Origin of the sequence: Mesorhizobium sp. M0029, from assembly GCF_040323735.1 — a bacterium.
GTDB lineage: Bacteria > Pseudomonadota > Alphaproteobacteria > Rhizobiales > Rhizobiaceae > Mesorhizobium.
Genome location: NZ_JAMYVF010000012.1, coordinates 96791 through 114800, shown reverse-complemented (window position 1 = coordinate 114800; position 18010 = coordinate 96791). Strand labels below are relative to the sequence as shown.

At 61.7% G+C, this 18010-nt stretch carries 16 protein-coding genes and 1 tRNA gene; 6 read left to right on the top strand and 11 right to left on the bottom strand.

The window, feature by feature from the left end; genetic code table 11:
- Positions 1-72: 72 nt before the first annotated feature.
- Entirely contained in the window at positions 73-1170 is a 1098-nt protein-coding gene (locus tag NKJ76_RS20355) for an NADH:flavin oxidoreductase/NADH oxidase (protein ID WP_352538225.1), read from the bottom strand.
- Between the two features lie 143 nt (positions 1171-1313).
- On the opposite strand from NKJ76_RS20355, the gene NKJ76_RS20350 reads away from it, so the two are divergent.
- Together NKJ76_RS20350 and NKJ76_RS20345 are read left to right on the top strand one after the other, a co-directional pair.
- Entirely contained in the window at positions 1314-1892 is a 579-nt protein-coding gene (locus tag NKJ76_RS20350) for an NUDIX domain-containing protein (RefSeq protein WP_023688346.1), read from the top strand.
- A gap of 88 nt (positions 1893-1980) precedes the next feature.
- Positions 1981-2952: an ATP-grasp fold amidoligase family protein gene (locus NKJ76_RS20345; protein ID WP_352538224.1), complete on the top strand. Its 972-nt coding sequence runs from the start codon at positions 1981-1983 to the stop codon at positions 2950-2952.
- Positions 2953-3231: 279 nt separating this feature from the next.
- Here the strand turns inward: NKJ76_RS20345 and NKJ76_RS20340 are convergent, their stop codons facing one another.
- Both NKJ76_RS20340 and NKJ76_RS20335 read right to left on the bottom strand, forming a co-directional pair.
- Complete coding sequence (locus NKJ76_RS20340; protein WP_023688348.1) at positions 3232-3420, bottom strand: hypothetical protein; 189 nt, start codon at positions 3418-3420, stop codon at positions 3232-3234.
- Positions 3421-4144: 724 nt separating this feature from the next.
- Positions 4145-4366 carry a hypothetical protein gene (locus NKJ76_RS20335; RefSeq protein ID WP_352538223.1) on the bottom strand — a complete coding sequence of 74 codons (222 nt, stop codon included), beginning with the start codon at positions 4364-4366 and terminating at the stop codon, positions 4145-4147.
- 86 nt (positions 4367-4452) lie between these two features.
- Here NKJ76_RS20335 and NKJ76_RS20330 point away from each other — a divergent pair, with 86 nt between their 5' ends.
- Positions 4453-5316 carry an ATP-dependent DNA ligase gene (locus tag NKJ76_RS20330; RefSeq protein WP_352538222.1) on the top strand — a complete coding sequence of 288 codons (864 nt, stop codon included), beginning with the start codon at positions 4453-4455 and terminating at the stop codon, positions 5314-5316.
- Here the strand turns inward: NKJ76_RS20330 and NKJ76_RS20325 are convergent.
- The 5 genes from NKJ76_RS20325 to NKJ76_RS20305 form a co-directional block, all read right to left on the bottom strand.
- Positions 5313-5561: a hypothetical protein gene (locus NKJ76_RS20325; protein WP_352520436.1), complete on the bottom strand. Its 249-nt coding sequence runs from the start codon at positions 5559-5561 to the stop codon at positions 5313-5315. The genes NKJ76_RS20330 and NKJ76_RS20325 overlap by 4 nt on opposite strands.
- 940 nt (positions 5562-6501) lie before the next feature.
- Complete coding sequence (locus tag NKJ76_RS20320; RefSeq protein WP_023667524.1) at positions 6502-6693, bottom strand: hypothetical protein; 192 nt, start codon at positions 6691-6693, stop codon at positions 6502-6504.
- 1479 nt (positions 6694-8172) lie between these two features.
- Positions 8173-8258: transfer RNA gene (locus NKJ76_RS20315), tRNA-Leu, on the bottom strand.
- A 128-nt stretch (positions 8259-8386) separates the two neighbouring features.
- The gene (locus NKJ76_RS20310) at positions 8387-9049 is read right to left on the bottom strand and encodes an outer membrane protein (RefSeq protein WP_023744835.1); all 663 of its coding nucleotides are present in this window, start codon (positions 9047-9049) and stop codon (positions 8387-8389) included.
- A 127-nt stretch (positions 9050-9176) separates the two neighbouring features.
- The gene (locus tag NKJ76_RS20305; RefSeq protein WP_352538221.1) at positions 9177-10028 is read right to left on the bottom strand and encodes an alpha/beta fold hydrolase; all 852 of its coding nucleotides are present in this window, start codon (positions 10026-10028) and stop codon (positions 9177-9179) included.
- A 261-nt stretch (positions 10029-10289) separates the two neighbouring features.
- Between NKJ76_RS20305 and ade the strand changes: the two genes are divergently transcribed.
- A complete protein-coding gene (ade, locus tag NKJ76_RS20300; RefSeq protein WP_352538220.1) occupies positions 10290-12101 on the top strand; it encodes an adenine deaminase in 1812 nt (603 codons plus the stop codon).
- 21 nt (positions 12102-12122) lie between these two features.
- On the opposite strand, the gene NKJ76_RS20295 is transcribed toward ade, so the two are convergent.
- The 3 genes from NKJ76_RS20295 to NKJ76_RS20285 form a co-directional block, all read right to left on the bottom strand.
- Positions 12123-13286, bottom strand: a complete 1164-nt coding sequence (locus NKJ76_RS20295; protein WP_352538219.1) for an alpha/beta hydrolase — start codon at positions 13284-13286, stop codon at positions 12123-12125.
- 133 nt (positions 13287-13419) lie between these two features.
- On the bottom strand, positions 13420-14493 hold the full coding sequence (locus tag NKJ76_RS20290; protein WP_023667519.1) for an alpha/beta hydrolase: 1074 nt from the start codon (positions 14491-14493) through the stop codon (positions 13420-13422).
- A 100-nt stretch (positions 14494-14593) separates the two neighbouring features.
- Entirely contained in the window at positions 14594-15997 is a 1404-nt protein-coding gene (locus tag NKJ76_RS20285) for an aminopeptidase P family N-terminal domain-containing protein (protein WP_352538218.1), read from the bottom strand.
- A gap of 124 nt (positions 15998-16121) precedes the next feature.
- Between NKJ76_RS20285 and ilvA the strand changes: the two genes are divergently transcribed.
- Positions 16122-17378 (top strand): threonine ammonia-lyase IlvA, encoded by a 1257-nt coding sequence (gene ilvA, locus NKJ76_RS20280; RefSeq protein WP_352538217.1) that lies wholly within the window; start codon positions 16122-16124, stop codon positions 17376-17378.
- A complete protein-coding gene (locus tag NKJ76_RS20275; protein ID WP_352538216.1) occupies positions 17375-17953 on the top strand; it encodes a DUF1697 domain-containing protein in 579 nt (192 codons plus the stop codon). Before ilvA ends, NKJ76_RS20275 begins: the two co-directional genes overlap by 4 nt.
- The last annotated feature ends 57 nt before the right edge of the window (positions 17954-18010 follow it).

Here is an 18010-nt window from a genome sequence, read left to right as displayed (position 1 = left end):
CGGGCGGATTAAAGCGAAGCTGCGGCAATCTGTCCAGCAGATGCGTTTGGCGCATCCGTCGGCGCTGCCTGTTCAGCCCTTCGTCCAATGCTGCATCGTCGTCACCGAGCGGGCGAGCTGTGGCGCGGGATGGATTTTCTCGCTGAAGGTGGCGGCGGCGCGCCAGCCCCAGCGCGGATCGGCGAGGAAGGCGCGGGCCAGCGCGACCATGTCGGCGCGGCCGTCGGCGACGATCGCTTCTGCCTGCGCGGGATCGTCGATCAGGCCGACAGCCCGTGTCGGGATGCCGGCGCCCTTGCGCACCGCTTCGGCCAGATGCACCTGATAGCCGGGGCCGGTCGGCAGCTTCTGCAACGGCGAATTGCCGCCGCTCGAACAGCAGAGATAGGCAACATCAAGCGCCTTCAAGGCTTTGGCCACCTCGATCGCGTCCGCGACCTCGAAACCGCCATCGACCCAGTCCTTCACCGACAGGCGGGCGCCAAGCATCAGGTTTGGAACCGCCTTCCTCACCGATTTGGCGATCTCGATGAGGAAACGCATGCGGTTTTCCAGCGAGCCGCCCCAGCGGTCGGTGCGCTGGTTGGAGAGCGGCGACAGGAACTGGAAGATCAGATAGCCGTGCGCGGCGTGCAACTCGAGGAAGTCGAAGCCGGCGCGCTCGGCCCGCCTCGCGGCTTGAGTGAAGCGCTCGATGAGCTGCAGGATTTCATCCTCCTCCAGCGCATGCGGCACATTCCAGCCGGTGTCATAGGCGACGGCCGAGGCTGAGACGGTCTGCCAGGGATCCTCGCCCGGCTGCAATGGGCCGCCGCCTTCCCAGGGCTTTCGGTTGGATGCCTTGCGGCCGGCATGGGCAAGCTGAATACCGAATTTCGTTTCCGGCGCGGCGACGCGCCTCGCTGCATCCAGCGTGCGCCGGGCGGCCGCCTCGTTGTCGTCGGAATAGAGGCCGAGGCAGCCATGGGTGATGCGGCCGCGCCGTTCGACGTCGGTCATCTCGACGGTGACCATGCCGGCGCCCGACATCGCCAGGTTCATCCAGTGATAGAGATGCCAGTCGCTGGCCGAGCCGTCTTCGGCGGAATACTGGCACATCGGCGCCACCGCGATACGATTCGGAAAGGTCAGGCCATCGAGGACGATCGGCTGGAAAAGCGCTGCGGTCATCAAAAAACTCCGGAGAGGGACTGCAGCTATTTAGGCGATGGCAGTTGCCGGCACCAGACACGAGGCGGTGAAAGCTTCGCCGTTCCGGTTGCGCGCAAAACCGTTCGCGGTTACGCCATGGCGCCGACAGCTTGGAGCTCATCATGGAAGATCGTATCCGCATCCGCTCGGAGGAAGTCCTGTCCGACGACTGGGCGGTCCTGAAGAAGACCGTTCTCGATTACCGTCGGCGAGACGGGCAGTGGGAGACGCAGATTCGCCAGACCTACGATCGTGGCGACGGCGCGGTGATCCTGCCTTTCGATCCCGAGCGTCAGACGGTGCTTCTGGTGCGGCAGTTCCGCTACCCCGCCTACGTCACCGGCCACCGCGAACCGCTGATCGAGGCCTGCGCCGGCCTGCTCGACAAAAACGATCCCGAAACCGCCATCCTCAAGGAGGCCGAGGAAGAGCTCGGCTATCGCCTACAGAACATCGAGCGGCTGTTTTCCCCCTATATGAGCCCGGGCAGCGTCACCGAACGGCTATGGTTCTTCGTGGCGCGCTATTCACCCGCCGACCGCATCTCGGCCGGCGGCGGCGCGGCCGACGAGGGCGAGGACATCGAGGTTCTGGAAATGCGGCTTGATGAAGCGCTGGCCGGCATTTCAGACGGCCGCATCATCGATGCCAAGACGATCATCCTGATCCAGCATTTGAAACTGTACCCGATGAAGGGCTAGCTCGGCGAAGCTCGACGTGCCTCACTGCTGCGGGCAGGGTGGCCGTCCACTTCGCGGATGAAGTTGCGCAAGTTGCAAGGACACCTGAATGGCGCGTGGCGCAAAGGCATGGCTGAAGCGAAACAGCGCGCGGGCATCTCTCCTGTTGCTGAACGCCGCGCTGCTTGTCCGCTATCGCCGGTTGACCCAGCGTTTCCTTGAGCGAATGCGGCATCTGCCGAATTTTGCAGCCCCGGTGACGTTCACGGAAAAGGTCCACTGGCGCAAGATTTTCGATGACGATCCTCGCTTTATCGGCCTTCTCGACAAGCTCAAGTCCAAGGAAATCGTCAGGGAGCGGCTTCCCGGGCTCGCCATCCCGGAGGTGCTGTGGCAGGGCGACGATCCGCGCCAGATCCCCTTCGATGACCTGAAAATCCCCTACGCCGTCAAATGCAACCACGGTTGCGCCATGAATGTCATCGTTCGCGATCCGGCCAACGCCGACCGGGAGGCGATCATTGCCGAGATGACGGAATACCTTGGCCAAACCTATGGCGCCCGCAAGCTGGAGCGCAGCTATGCGCACATAGAGCGGCGGGTTTTCGTCGAAGCGCTTGTCGGCAAGGACCAGGATTATGACCCGGTCGACTACAAATTCTGTGTGCTGGCTGGCCGCGTCGCCTACATCGTCGTCGTCGCCTTCCGTTCCACGGTCAAGAATACCGCCCACCTGGATCGCGATTGGCGCCCGCTGAACATCGTCCAGGGCGCGATCGACTCGAGCCTGGAAATTCCCCCTCCCAAGAGCCTGGCGCGGATGATCGAGGCAGCCGAGGCGCTCGGCAGCGAGTTCGACATGGTGCGTGTCGATTTCTACGAGGAGGAGGGGGAGCCGATCTTCGGAGAATTCACGGTCTACCCACGCAGCGGCTTGCTGCAATTCGACCCGGCTGCCTTCGACCGCGAACTGGGCGCGCATTGGGATATTGGCGCGTCAAGTTACCTCAGCCGTTTGCCCAGCCGATTTGCCCAACGGTACAAGGCAATGCTCGTCGCCGCCGGCTATCTCGACGTTTGAGATGGCTGCCTTGGTGGCGTGCTACCCGAAGCTCGAAGAGCGAAGGGTGGTGCGGAGAACCCATACCATTAGAGATCGAGGGAAACTGATAGCTCAGCAGGTCAATAGCCGTGATTTCGAAGTGCTGCCTCAACTGAGCCGTAGCGTTCATAGCGACGCCGCAGTCTTCGTCGAGCAAGTTTTCGGCGCGCTTCCTGCTGCGACTCGGCCGATTACCGCTAAGGTTACCGGCAAGCTCTCCCACGTCCCGACTGGGTCGAGATCATTTGAAGAACTCTTTCAGCTTGTTGAGTCGACTGTCGCCAGAGGCCTTCCGGCCTTCAGGACACGCCGCCTCGCCGATCGTATCCTGCTGGATAAAGCGAGGTTCTCAGCCACCATTTTCTCGCTGAGTACCAGCGCGAACTCGGTCTGTTTGATGCGCTGCTGAGCATCAGCGAGTTGCATCGTGAAAAGATCGGTTGCCATTGTTGATCCGGGATCCGCGAGATTCATGATTGCGTAACACATGGCGGCCGAAATCGTTCCTAGTTGTCGGGCGAAGCCGGTGCCGCAAAGGGCGGCTGAGTTTGAACTTCCCACCCGACCAGACGTCCGCGAGCGCCAAGGCATCGAGAGCCCAGTGATCGGAGGGCCACTACGAGCGGGCGCAACCCGATCACTTAAGTGATCAGCCTCGCTACAGCCTTGACAGGTACAGTCGCGGCCTCATCAAGGGGAGGTATCAATGGTCTCGGCGATTGGAAACCAACATCGGCAGGCAGCTGAAACTCGACCGAAACCCGCAAAGACAGAACCGGGCGAAGGATTTGCGCCAGGCAAAAGCGCAGACAGCGTAGGACATCGCGCCAAGGCAATGGCGGCAGAAAGTGGCGACACGGATTCTGGCGCCCAGGGGCGCGCCGCATCGACAATCGCCAGGATGGATATCACCGTTTTGGCTCCACAGAGCGAAGAGCCGCCTTTGGAGTAACCCGGGCGGCCGTGCCGCTGCCTCGGTCCTTGTGCAGCACGACGCGCGCTGGCTACGCTCGGTGGACATCGTCGTCTCGAAACACTTCGGGCGTTGCACTGCCGCGAGCCGCCTTCGCTGCTGGTCGAGGGGCTGTAACCCTTGGTGAGGCCGGCATCGCCTCGCCGGTCGTTGCGAGCCCACGATCGCGCGGCCAAGCGACCTTCCCTGTGTCGGTCTCTATTTGATACTAGGGGGCGGCGGTTTCATCACGTGCAATTGCAGCTGGTCAATGGTTGCGACGATGCCGGCGGCAATGGCTTCCGCCTCATGCATCAGTTCCGGACCATAGAGCCCATTGACCATCTCTTCGCTCGGCAGCACGCCAGGAGGACAGTGCTCTTCCATTGTGCGCCGGATGAGCGTCAGCGCTGCCCGGCATTGGTCGGCTTCGATCTTCATAGCCCTTCAAACATCCAATTCGTCTAAAATGTTCCGGAACTAATTTAGCGCTAGCTAATTGAAGTCGCAGTTCTGCGAGTCAGTGCATGCGTCTGAAATTCATTAAGCCCATGGAACCCGAACTGGTCGACACGCCGCCGATGGGCGATGAATGGATTCATGAGATCAAATTCGATGGCTACCGCACCCAGGTCATCAAGGATGATGACGGGATTCGGCTGATCACCAAGAACGGTTATGATTGGACGGGCCGCTACATCCAACTTGCCGGTGAGGCGGAAGCGATCGAGGCGAAAGACTTCATCATCGACGGCGAGACCATTACGATCAATGAGGCTGGCCTATCCGACTTCCATGCGCATCAATCAGCCGCGACCAGCCGCAAGCCGTCGCGCGATCTGTATCTGCTAGCATTCGACCTCTTGCACCTGAACGGGCATGACTTGCGGAACACGCCGGTGGAAGACCGTCGCGAGATACTCCGGGCGTTGATCCCGGACGGCGGCCGAATTCAGTTCAGCGAAGCGATGCCGGGCACTGGCGACGCCGTCTTTCATCTGGTCGACCAGGCTGGGCTTGAAGGTATCGTTTCAAAGCGGAAGGGCAGCAAGTATCGGTCGGGTACGACGACGAACTGGCGCAAGATCAAGTGCTATGCCGAAAAGGAGATGGACATCATCGGCGTGCAGCGCGAGCCCGGCAAGCCTGCCATGGTGCTGATGGCCGACAAAGGCCACTATGCCGGCGGCGCCTTCGTCACCTTCAAGGCGGACAAGCGCCAGCGCCTATGGGACCGCGTGCAAGGCAAGATTGGCGGGCCGGCGCCGAAAGGGCTCAAAAGTGACAAAGCCGAATGGCTAAAGCCGGGCCTGGTCGGCCGCGTGCGGTTCCTGAAGGGCGAGGAGAAGCTTCGCCATGCCAAGCTGCTGGATTTCCGGGAGGAGACTTAGCCCGGAGGCTTGTCCCGGGGCTGTGCCGGTCCTGTCCCGTTCCACTGGATGAACTTCGACTTCTGGCCGGTGATGGTCTCGATCGACTTCAACAGGGGTCCATGGACCTTACGTAGAGCTTGGTAGTGCTCGCCGTGGTACGCCAGGAGCGGCCCGACGATGCTCTTGTGCAGCGCTTCGGCTGCCGCCAGGAAGCGCTCGATTTCAGCCCGGGAAAGTTGTTCCGAAGGTTTGGTTCTGGCCATTGGCGCTCTCCATTGAGGGGTCGCCGCAACGAGGACTATAATCCTACATGCCGGACTGCCTGACAAGAGGGCTCGCCGGCCTTATCCCGCAGGTAGCAGTAGGGCGACGGCGCCAAGCGCAGCCATCAGGAGCAACCACCAGCAAAGATGAGCAACGGCAGGCCCGGCGACCTCCTTTGGCACACGGGACAAACAAGAAGGTCGCCGAGCCTTACCGGCGCTGCTTTGTGAGGGAGACGACGCCGGATGAGATGAGAGTATGCGATCGTGCTAATCTCTGCGAACCATGCGAACGAAGGAAAGCCTTGTGGCACCGACGTTGAGATCAAGGTCGGCGGGGCGCTGATGCAGGATTCTTCCAAAGCGGTAGTGAGTCCAGAGCGGAACATTAGCGTCGGCTAACGGTTAATTCGGCAGTGTTCCGAACCGTGATTGGTAGAGCGATGGTGACGTTTCATCTTGTCTATTTTTCCGGCCTCACGGCAGACCAGCTGCTAGGCAGCGCCGTTCCTATCCTGGCGTGTTTGCTGCTTTATAACGCTCTGGCTACGGACGCCTAACTGATGGGTCGGCCAGCGGCCCGGCATCCTTGGCAGCCGGCGATTGCCATCCCGATGCCAACTCCTATGACGAGGCCAAAGACAAGCTTGCCGACGAAATCAATGGCGAGGGCCGGACAGGACTCCACACGTCCAGGCAGGGCTCTCTGACGGCATTGGCGATGGCCCGTTGGCAATTCGGGGGTCCATTGTTCCCATTTCTGTTTCTCCCAAAACTGCCCGCTGCCTCACGGTGGCGAGCTTTTTCGTCATAGGGCCCTCCGCGCTGGGCAATCTGTTCCAAGAGCTTCTGTGACGCCTCTATGACGCGGCAAACCTTGGAAAAGGTTTCCGTGGCAGGACCGGGGTACGATTCTAACCAACTAGGGCTGTATAGGCCACTAGCGCCCGACGATCCGGCTAATCATGTCGTCATCAGGTGCGCTGTCGGTGAATTCCCGTAGGAGCGCCTTCGCGTGGTCTACCCAATGCTCTTCAGCCAGGTTCAGCTCCCGAACGGATCTCCTGAAGGTCTCGCACACCACATCGAAATCGAAGGCGTCAATGCTGTAGCCTTCCTCGTCATGGTCCATCGGCCGCCTCCCCAATGGGGGAAACTGTACGGAATCGTACGAAGCAAGTGCAAGGGCATTCAAAAGCAATTGGCTGATGCCGCCCGATCGTTCCACAATGTGTTGCTAATATGCAGCACCGACTGAATCTCCGATCAGCGGCACTTGTGGTTGGTTCCAACAGCTGCACGTTGACGGCAAGATGCCAAAGCCAACGACATGCGGGCGACGAAGATGGACAAGCGACAAAACACAAGAAATGTTGAGTTGGTCGGTCTTCTGGCCGTGCCGTTGTCAGTTCTAATCACGCTGCTGATAGCTGGAATGATCCTTTGCTGAAATTTTCTAGTGGCAAAAGGCTGGGGCGGCGGGTTTTCCCCCTTTGAAAGAAGTCACAATGTCCCAATCCGTCGAACCCCCGATATTGCCAGAGGATAGCCCAGACCGTGAGGTGAACTGTGAAGTCGCATTAGAAGCCGCGTTTGCGGCCTTGGTGACTGCGTCAGAAGCGCAAGGTTGGACGCCACAGGAAACGGCTGCAACTCTTCTTAAAATCGCGACGGAGCATGCCCACCGAGTTGGGGCCGCTGCGGCCCCAGCCGGCTCCTAAGGGAGTGCCTTGGCCTGGCCGCGCGGTCGGTCGCTACCGACAGGAGTGTTGCAGCAGGTATTCCAGCAAGAGTGTTAAAACCTCTTCAGTTTTGTCCCTCTTCTCTGCCAATGCGATTTATCAAAGCCAAGCCCTAGTGGCATCGATATGATAAGCGGCTCGCAAAGGTCTTTGAGACGTTCTGCAGCCACATCCTGATGTCATAATGACCGTTAAGGCCGGACGACGCGTATTTCTCATGTCATTGTAAGTTCCCGTACGGAGATCCTTCGGAAGGCATCCTCGATGTCGACATGCTCCATAGCGTATGAAGAGCTACCAGCACGCTTCTAATATAGCATTTGATCGCTGCGGTGTGGTCGACGTTCCGACCGTGGCACGTCGATGACTATGAAACCGGCGTTTTGGTCGGCATTCGATGCAAATCCGGACACGGATACCGTCGTTTTTCGGCTGCAGTAGATCCCCAACTGCCGAGCTTACGACCGAAGGGGCTACTTTCCAGTTCGGGATTGGCTCAAGCGCAGTTGCGCAGTCAGCCCGTCACTGTTCTTACGGCAGCCAATACCGAACACCAAAACACCACCGGCCGAATTGGAAGGCTGACAGTGCTTTTGCCAACGCCGCCCGACCATCCTTAGTTGGTTGTTCGTGAGCTGTGAAAGCGGGCCCCTGTTTTCCAACCGCAGTGTCTTGAAGTCTAGGCTTAGGCTTTCCTGCATCTCGGCCTCAACTGCTGATTTAGCAGAGCTTCCCAATGAGCGACCAAGTCTTGAAAATCCAGCATGGCAGTTCCCGGCTTTGTATCCCGGCTGCCCTACGGCTACCCGCGTCAGCCTTTTCTATGGTAGCCAGTCAGTTCGTACAGAACGAATCCTAAGTATTTCAATTGGTGCGGACGACGGGAATCGAACCCGTACGATCAGAGATCGAGGGATTTTAAGTCCCTTGCGTCTACCAATTCCGCCACGTCCGCAGGCCAGCCCTTTTCAGACGCCAGCGAAAACCCGTCAAGCCATCTTTTGCCGAGTGTCGAACTCATGAAAGGGGGTTCGTGATTTCAAAACAATTGGTTGTCGCGAAAATCTCAGTCGCCGAGAACGCTCAGAATTTGTAGCTGAGATTGATACCGACCGCGTTCAGTTTCACATCCTGATCCCGATCGTTGAAGGGTTCCGCCACGTCATAGTGCTCGGAGCCGAAATCGTAATAGCGATATTGCGCGCCGACGATGAATTTGTCGGTCAGCGCATAGTCAACGCCGGCGCCCAAGGTCCAGCCGACATTCGTGCGTGTGCCGGCGAACGACGCGCCCGCGACTTGCGAAGTTTCGATGCCGGCAAAGGCGACGCCGCCGACGCCATAGACCAGCACGCGGTCCATGGCGAAGCCCGCTTTGGCGTTTACAGATCCGAACCACTTGATGTCCGTGCGGAATGTGCTTCCAAGGCCTGATACCGCCGTACCGTCGACGGCGGAATAATTGAGCTCCGCCTCGGCGCCGAGCACCGCCTGATCGAACTGCCACAGGCCGGCGACATGGCCGCCGACGAAACCGCCGTCAATGTCGGGCGAGATGGAAAACGGCGCGCCTTCCGTCACTGATATGTCGGACTGGCCCCAGCCGTAGCCGGCCTGCAGGCCGGCATAGTAGCCGGTCCAGTCGAAGCCTGGTTCGGTCATCGGCACCGCCATCGGGTCGGCGGCGAATGCCGGCCCGGCCAGAGCAATCAGAAATCCGGCACTGGCAATGGTCAGACAGCGCATCGAGTTCTCCGAAAAGGCGGTTCAGAAGGCGCCTTGCCGGAAGGTAATCCTATTCGCCGCAAAACGGAACCCATTGTTCAACAATCGGAATGTACCCGTTGCTGCGCTGGGTGCTCAGCTGGGGGCGCTATTTGGCGTCGATGAAGTCCAGCGCCGCCTGGCTATATTCGTCCGGCGCCTGCAGCATGGCGAAATGACTGGCGTTGGGCAGGATGATGAGCTTGGCGCCCGGAATGACGGAGGCCATGTATTCGGTGTGTTCGCGCTTGATCGCCTCGTCATGGTCGCCGGCAACGATCGCGGTCGGCGTGGTTATCTTGCCGAGCTGTTCCTTGGTCCAGGCCGGCTCCGACTCCCACATGTGGCTGATCTGCGCCACGAAGGCACCGTACTGGTCGGGAGTCTTCGCCAGTTTCTTGTAGTCGCGGCCCGAGCGGTCGATGTAGGCGGCAAAGGTCTTGTTGGTCAGCACACCCGGATCGACGCCATCGGTGGTGACGTTGGCGGCCTGCGCAAAGAGCCGTGTCAGCCGCTCCGGATGATGCAGCGCGATGTCGATGCCGATAATGCCGCCGTCGCTCCAGCCGACAAGAGCGGTCTTGTCGATCTTGAGATAGTCGAGCAGCGCAAGATAGTCCGACGCCATGAGGTCATAGCCGTAAGCTTGCTCGGTGCGGGTAGAACGGCCATGGCCGCGGCTGTCGGCAATGATCACCTTGTGCGTCTTGGACATCGTCGCCACCTGGCTTGCCCAGATGTCGCCATGGCCAAGGCCGCAATGGATCAGGAGAATCGGATCACCGGCGCCGAAAACGGCATAGTACATCTGGATGCCGTTGACCGGCGCATATCCGCTCTGTTCAGGCTTGGGCATGGCCGCCGGTTCGGGCAGCGTCAGCCAGCGCTCCTCGGCGGATGCAAAGCCGGCCGAGATCAGGAACAGGGTGACGAGGGCGATTGCTTTCAGGAACCGGATCATGACTTCACCTCAGGAGGTTTCGGGCTCATCACAACAAAAACCCGCCTCGCGGCGGGTCGTCGGCGCAAATCAGCACCATGGCCAGAATGGTACCATAAGTGGCGGCACAAGCCAACTGAATGACTGCACCGTTGATGCCTGCCATCGGGGTGAACAGGTGCAGCGCATCCGCCCGGGTGAGTTCTCATCAAGCGGATTTCGTCCGTGATCGCTGGCCAAAACCTTGCCGGCTTGGCACAGTCGGGCAAACAGGAGTCTTTCATGGCCAAGCAGCCGTCGGCGACGAAACCCAAACCCTGGACCGAGATGGCGACGCATCTGGTCGACGTCGCGACGGGGCGCAAGCCTGCCGATCTCGTCATTCGCAACGGCCGCTGGGTGAACGTGCACTCCGGCGAAATCATAGCCGGCACCGACATCGCCGTTGCCGGCGGCCGCTTCGCCTATTGCGGGCCGAATGCCAGCCATGCCATCGGCCAGGGCACCAAGGTGGTCGATGCCGGCGGCCGCTATCTGGTGCCCGGCCTGTGCGACGCGCACATGCATGTCGAGAGCGGCATGGTGACGGTGACCGAGTTCTGCCGCGCCGTCATCCCGCACGGCACCACCTCGATGTTCATCGATCCGCACGAGATCGCCAATGTGCTGGGTCTGCCCGGCGTGCGGCTGATGCATGACGAGGCCGTCGCCATGCCGATCAACGTCCATGTCCAGATGCCGTCCTGCGTGCCGTCCGCGCCGGGGCTGGAGCATGCCGGGGCCGAACTGACGGTCGCCGATGTCGCGGAAGCGATGACCTGGGAAAACATCATCGGGCTCGGCGAAGTGATGAATTTTCCCGGTGTCGTGGCCAACGATCCGGTGATGTCGGGCGAGATAGCCGCCACGGTGCGAGCGGGCAAGACGGTCGGCGGCCACTATGCGTCGCGCGATCTCGGCCTGCCGTTCCATGGCTATGTCGCCGGCGGGCCGGAGGACGACCATGAAGGCACGCGCGCCGAGGACGCGATCGCCCGCGTGCGCCAAGGCATGAAGGCAATGCTGCGGCTGGGCTCGGCCTGGTACGATGTTGCCTCGCAGATCAAGGCGGTGACCGAGAGCGGGCTCGACCCGCGCAACTTCATCCTGTGCACCGACGACAGCCATTCCGGCACGCTGGTGCATGAAGGCCATATGGACCGGGTGGTGCGCCACGCCATCCAACAGGGATTGAAGCCGGTGACGGCGATCCAGATGGCGACGCTGAATACCGCCCAGCATTTCAAGCTGGAGCGCGAGATCGGCTCGATCGCGCCGGGACGGCTGGCCGATCTGCTGATCGTCTCCGATCTCGCCGCCATGACCATCGACGAGGTCTATGGCCGCGGCGTCAGGCTGGCCAAAGGCGGCAAGCTCGAGATCGACATTCCGGCCTATGATTACCCCAAATCGGCGAAGAACACCGTCAAGCTCGGCAAGAAGCTGAAGCCAGGCGACTTCGACATTGCGGCGCCCAAGGGCGCCAACGAGGTGCGGGTGCGGGTCATCGGCGTGATCGAAAACCAGGCGCCGACGCGGGCGCTGGAGGCCGACCTGCCGGTCGAGGACGGGCTGGTCGCCATGGACCGCCGCAACGACATCTGCCAGATCGCGCTGGTCGAGCGCCACCGCGGCACCGGCGGCGTCACCAATGCCTTCGTCTCAGGCTTCGGCTATATGGGCGACTGCGCCATGGCGTCGAGCGTCGCACATGATGCCCACCACATCATCTGCGTCGGCACCAACAAGGAAGACATGGCGCTGGCCGTCAACCGGCTGGGCGAGGTCGGCGGGGGCGTGGTGCTGTTTTCGAAGGGCAAGGAGCTTGCGCTGGTCGAAATGCCGATCGCCGGGCTGATGTCGGACGAGCGGGCGGAAATCGTGGCGGCCAAGGCGGAGAAACTGACCGAGGCGATGCGCAAGATGGGCTGCTCGCTCAACAACGCCTACATGCAGCACTCGCTGCTGGCGCTGGTCGTCATTCCGGAGCTCAGGATTTCCGATGTCGGCCTGATCAACGTGACGACGTTCCAGAAGGTCGATCTTTTTATCTGAGATCAGCCCGCTGCTTGGCTCTCATCCGCCGGTGGCGATGGTCAGCACCTTGAATGGCGTCGTGATGATGATCTCGGCGACGGATCCGACTGCCTTGCCGAGGCCTCGGCCGAGATTGTCGATCTGGCCCTGCGTGGGTTCGTCCGATGCCAGGCCGGCTGGAGCGCGCAGACGGTCGCCGAGCAATTGCACCAGGAACGGGTTGTCGGCGAATTTGGCGTGGTTCAGGCGGTCGCCGCCCTTGATCTGGCTGAGGTCGGCCACGACCACGCCGTAGCTGGCAATGTCGGCGGCGTTGCCGTAGTCGCCGACGCGCGGCTTGTCGCCGGATATCAGGCTGGACAATCGCAGAGCACGGTCGTCGGCGGAAAGCAGGATGACGAACGGCCTGTCGGGCTTGCCGTAGCGGATCATCTGCTTCTTGAAGACGTCGACATCGATATCGGGCGATGCCAGGACGACACGGCCGAGCTTGCCGTCGAGATCGCGGTCGCCGGTGATGGCGAGCTGGCGCAGCGCTTCCATCGTCACCCAGGTTCCCATCGAATGCGCGATGATGTCGATGCTCTTGACCTTTGTCTTGGCGAGCATCCTGAGCGTCGCCTCGAGGTCGTCGCGCGCGGCGTTGGCGCTGTCCTTGTCGTAGATATAGCCCGTGGTCTTGCCGCTCGAAGCCCACGAAAACAGGATCGGCGTGCCGGGATATTCGGTGTCGTGGGCGATCTGCGTCAGCCGGTAGACCCCGTCGTCGAAGCCGTTGTTGAAGCCGTGGACGAAGACCAGCGCGCGGTCGCCATTCATGGTGATGTTGGCACCGACGGCCTTGGCGAATTGCGAGGCGTCGCCATAGTGGACGACGTCGGTGGCGGTGAATTGCTTGGCCGGGTTCGAATTTGCCGAGCCCTTGGCGCGCTCGATGGCGCCGACCTGGTGGACCTTCGGCACGGTGACGTCGACGCGGGCGTAGCTGGTGGTCAGCGAGCGATCGCCATCGAACACCTGGCGTGGGTCCTTGGTCGCCTGCTTGCGGGTGGTGGCGACGAAGATTTCGTGGGTGGCCGCGATGTCGGAGGCAGGCACCGAAACCGTCGTCTTGTTCAACAGGTCATGGGTGTTGGGGCCGGCGCAGCCGGCGGCAGCGAGCGCGAACGCAAGGACCAGGACAGTCTTCCATCGCTCGTTCAAGCGGGCTCCCGCTGGCGCATTGGCGCCGATTTCAATGTCGTAGAGGCAGAGACCGGTCCGGTCCAGTTGAAAGTGAGCGGGCCGGTCGGCATTCGCGACCTCACGCGGCGACGGTCGCCGCAAGGCAACAGCCTTATTGTCCGAGCGCGCTGATGCGGTCGGTCACCGTCTGGTCGCTGGCAAAGCCGTCATCCTCGCGCAGCCGTTGGCCGATCATCTTCACCAGTTCGGGATTGTCGGCGAACTTGGTGTGGTTGAAGCTGTCGCCTCCCTTGACCTTGGAAAGGTCGACCACGGTGACGCCATAAGCGGCGAGGTCGGCGGCATCCTTGTAGTCGCCGACGCGTGGCCGCGAGCCGGCAATCAGGCCTGAGAGCCGCAGCGCCCGGTCGTCGTCGGAGAGCAGCAGGATGAACGGCTTGTCCGGCTTGCCGTAGCGGCGCATCTGGCTCTTGAAGACGTCGACGTCGATGTCGGGAGAGGCCAGCACGACATCGCCGAGCTTGCCGCCGAGATCGCGGTCGCCGGTGATGGCCATCTGGCGCAGCGTTTCCATGGTCACCCAGGTTCCGAGCGAGTGGGCGACGATGTCGATGCGCCGCGCGCCGGACTGCTGCAGCATGCGCAATGTCACCTCCAGCTGATCGCGGGCGGCGCTGGCGCTTTCCTTGTCATAGACATAGTCGGTGGTTCTGGCGCCGGATGCCCAGGAAAACAGCACCGGCGTGCCGGGATAGCCGGAATCGTGGACGATCTGGGTCAGGCGGTAGACCGCGTCGTCGAAGCCGGTGTTGTAGCCATGCACGAAGACCATGACGCGGCCGCCGCGCGCGGCAATGTCGGCATTGAGCGCGCTTGAGAACTGAGGCTGCGCATCGTAGCCGACGACCTCGGAAGCCATGAAGTATTTCGCCGGGTCGTTCGACTTGCCGCGCGAGCGGCGCTCGATCTGGCCGGTCTGGTGGATGCCGGGAACGGTGACGGTGACGCGGGCGTAGTTCAGCGTCGCCGAGCGTTCGCCGTCGAAAACTTTGTTGGGATCGTCGGATTTCTTGCGTGTGGTGGCAATGAAGATCGAGTGATTGCCCGAGATTTCGGTCACCGGCGTGGACATGACGGCGCTGCCGAGCAGTTCCTCGGTTTTGCGGCCGCCGCAGCCGGCGATCAACAGGGCAAGTGCAAGAATGCAAATCGTCTTCAAACGCACGTCAAAAATTCCACTCCGGCCAAAAGGCCCATATACCCCCGCGGCACCTCCCGGACAGTGAGAGTGCGGCAGAAGTAAGTCGTGTCCAGCCGAAATGTGGTCAGCGTCGAGCCACGGTCATCGCACTGTTGCGCGAAAGCCAGAATGGCGGCAGGAACGCAGGGATGTTGGAGAAGGGCAATACCTCGGGCTTGAGCCTGATGCCGAGCACATCGCCCATGAAGGCGCGGCGCGCCTCGATGCGGCGCCATGCCTCGGGATAGCGGGCCGCGATCTCCTCGCGCAACGCCTCATCGGCAAGCGCGATACCGTCCTCGATGTTGGTGGTGAAATAGCTGGTTCCGGTCGCCGGAATGATGTCGACCTGCAGCGCCATGCCGGACCCCAGCTTGATGTCCGAGCCCGAAAACACCGGCGAATGCATCCATTCGTCGATATGGACGAGATGGCCGGGATTGAGCGAGACGCCGAAGAACGGGTCGCCTATGCGGTCATGCACGGCTTTCCAAAGCGCTCCGCCGGCAACGCCTATGCCGATGGTCTCGTACCAGTCGACGACGGCGGCGAAATAGGGCGCTACCAGCTGTTCGACATAGTCGCTTATCTCGCGCGGCAGTTCGGCCGCGCTCTCGACCAGGAAGCCGGCGCGGGCGTTGAGCGAGCCCTGGATGCCATAGGCCATGGTGACGGGATCGCCGCGCTTGATGATGTCGAGGCGCGGGCTAGGCAAGCCGTAGGGCGCACGCCTGCCGGCGGACAGCATCGGGTGGCAGCACAGGGGCAGGCCGTTGATCCCCATCAGCCGCGCGGCCTGCAATTCGCTCATGCCGGGCTCGATATTCCCAAGCACGTTGCGCAGGCCCTGCGAGGAAAAGGTCGCGGCGAATTCGAAGGACGCCAATTGGTCTGCCTCGTTGATGGCGCGTAGGCCGTCGGATGGGTTCATCAACAGGTTGGCGGCGTTGACCACCGCGCCTCCGTCTCCGGCCAGTGTGCGCAGCGTATCGGCGATGAAGGACGGCAGGTCGAGCGTCGTCTCGCCAAAGCCGCCATCGCCGGGGCCGAACGGCTTCCAGCCGATGGCGCCGATCTTCTGGCCGGCTTTCAGGCCGCAGGCGGCAAGTGTGTCGGCAAGCGAGGCCGAGCGGTCGCGTGGCTGCGCCGGCAGCGAGAAGGTCTGGTAGAGGACGCGCTCGTAAGGCCCGTCGCAGATTTCGGCATAACCCCAGCCCTCATTGCCGACGAGAAGCTTTGACTGGCTGCCGGGGACGATGACCAGCAACGTCTCCTCGAAACGCGGATCGTAACCACTGAGATAGGCGACATTGGCCGCGTGCTCGCGGTCGCCATAGACGGCAAAGGCGTCGAGCCCGGCCTTGGCGCCGCGCGCCAGCAGAGCCTCGATGCGCGCTTCGTAGGTCCGCCGCTGAACTAGCGGCATCACTGTTGGCTCGCCGAATTCAGGAAGGTCTACGGTCTTCAGGGCGACAGCCGAAACAGGCATGAAGATGGCTCCAATGGATTTCCTGCTGGCGCGTCAAAGCGGCCGCGCCGCATCGGTGGCTGCAAACGGCGAATTGTGCAATAGGCTTCGCCTTCGAACCATTCGATCCAGAGGTGACGGCGCCATGAACAGTTTCTCCTCCCGTGTCGCCACCGCCGCAGCCGCGATCCGCGAGATCTTTCCCGAAACGCCGCTGCAGGAAAACGACTATCTGTCGAAGAAGACGGGGGCTCGGGTGCTGTTGAAGCGCGAGGATCTTTCGCCGGTGCGCTCCTACAAGATCCGCGGCGCCTTCAACTTTTTCCGCAAGGCGCTTGCCGCCGGCAACGAGGCCGAGCTGTTCGTCTGCGCCTCGGCCGGCAACCATGCGCAGGGCTTTGCCTTCGTCTGCCGCCATTTCGGCAAGAAGGGCGTGGTCTTCATGCCGGTGACGACGCCGCAGCAAAAGATCGACAAGACGCGGCTGTTCGGCGGCGATTTCGTCGAGATCAGGCTGGTCGGCGACTTCTTCGACGACTGCTACCGCGCCGCCTTCGAATTCACCGAAAGTTCCGGCGCGCATATGGTGCCGCCCTTCGACCACAAGGATATTATCGAGGGGCAGGCGACGGTCGCCTATGAGATCGCCGACCAGATGCCAGGCGCGCGCATGCCCGACATCATCATGCTGCCGGTCGGCGGCGGTGGCCTGGCCGCGGGGGTGACGCACTATTTCGCCGATCAGCAACGTGACGCGCGCTACGTCTTTTGCGAACCGGCCGGTGCGCCGAGCCTGCATCAGAGCCTCGCCAGCGGCAAGCGCGTCCGGCTCGCCAATGTCGACAATTTCGTCGACGGCGCGGCGGTGGCCGAGATCGGCCGCGAGCCGTTGCGCCACCTCAAGGAGTTCGCCGCTCAGGCGGTGCGGCTGATCCCTGAGAACCGGCTCTGCGCCACCATGATCGAGATGCTCAACATCGAAGGTGTGGTGCTGGAGCCGGCCGGTGCCTTGGCGATCGACGCGTTGAAGGATTTTTCGCGCAAGGAAATCCGCGGCAAGACCATCGTCGCGGTGGTGTCGGGCGGCAATTTCGATTTCGAGCGGCTGCCCGACGTGAAGGAGCGGGCGCTGCGCTTCGAGGGGCTGAAGAAATACTTCATCATCCGCTTTCCGCAGCGGCCGGGCGCGCTGCGCGACTTCCTCGAACTGCTCGGTCCCGACGATGATATCGCCCGCTTCGAATATCTGAAGAAATCGGCACGCAATTTCGGCTCTGTGCTAATCGGCATCGAAACCAGGGACCGGCGCAATTTCGACCTGCTGAAGGCGAATTTCGAGGCCGAGGGCGTCCACTATCAGGACATCAGCGACAACGAGACCCTGGCCGGGTTCATCATATGAGCGGTACAGCCTGCCACCCGAAGCTCGAAGAGCGAAGGGTGGTCTTCGTCGCGCTGTTTTCCGGCATCAATGTCGGCGGCAACCGCATCGTCAAGATGGCGGAGTTGCGGGCGTTTTTTGAAGAGCTCGGTTTCTCCGACGTAGCCAGCTATGTACAGAGCGGCAATGTCGTGTTCCGGGCCGAAAAGGGCGACGCCGCCACGCTGGCGAAACAGATCGAAACGGCGTTCGAGAAAAAATGGGGCTTTCACTCGCGCATCATGGTGCGCAATCTCTCCTGGTTCGAACGGCTGGTGGGCGAAAATCCCTATCCGGAGGTCGCCGGCGATCCGACCAAGCTGCACGCCTACACGCTGGAGCGCCAGCCGACGGCGGACGAGATCGCCAGGCTTGCCGAAAAATGCACCGGCCCGGAAAGCTTTGAGGTCAAGGGTGACGTGCTCTACCTCAAGGCGCCGGACGGGCTCGGCAAATCGATGTTCGCCAATCTCATCCCGCGCACGTTGAAAGTGCCCGGCACCGCGCGCAACTGGCGCTCGGTGCTGGCGCTGCTGCAGATGGCGCGTTCGCTTTGAACCGCTTCTGCGTTGCGGGCGCGATGCTAATTAAGTCTCGGCTAAACAGTTGTTTTT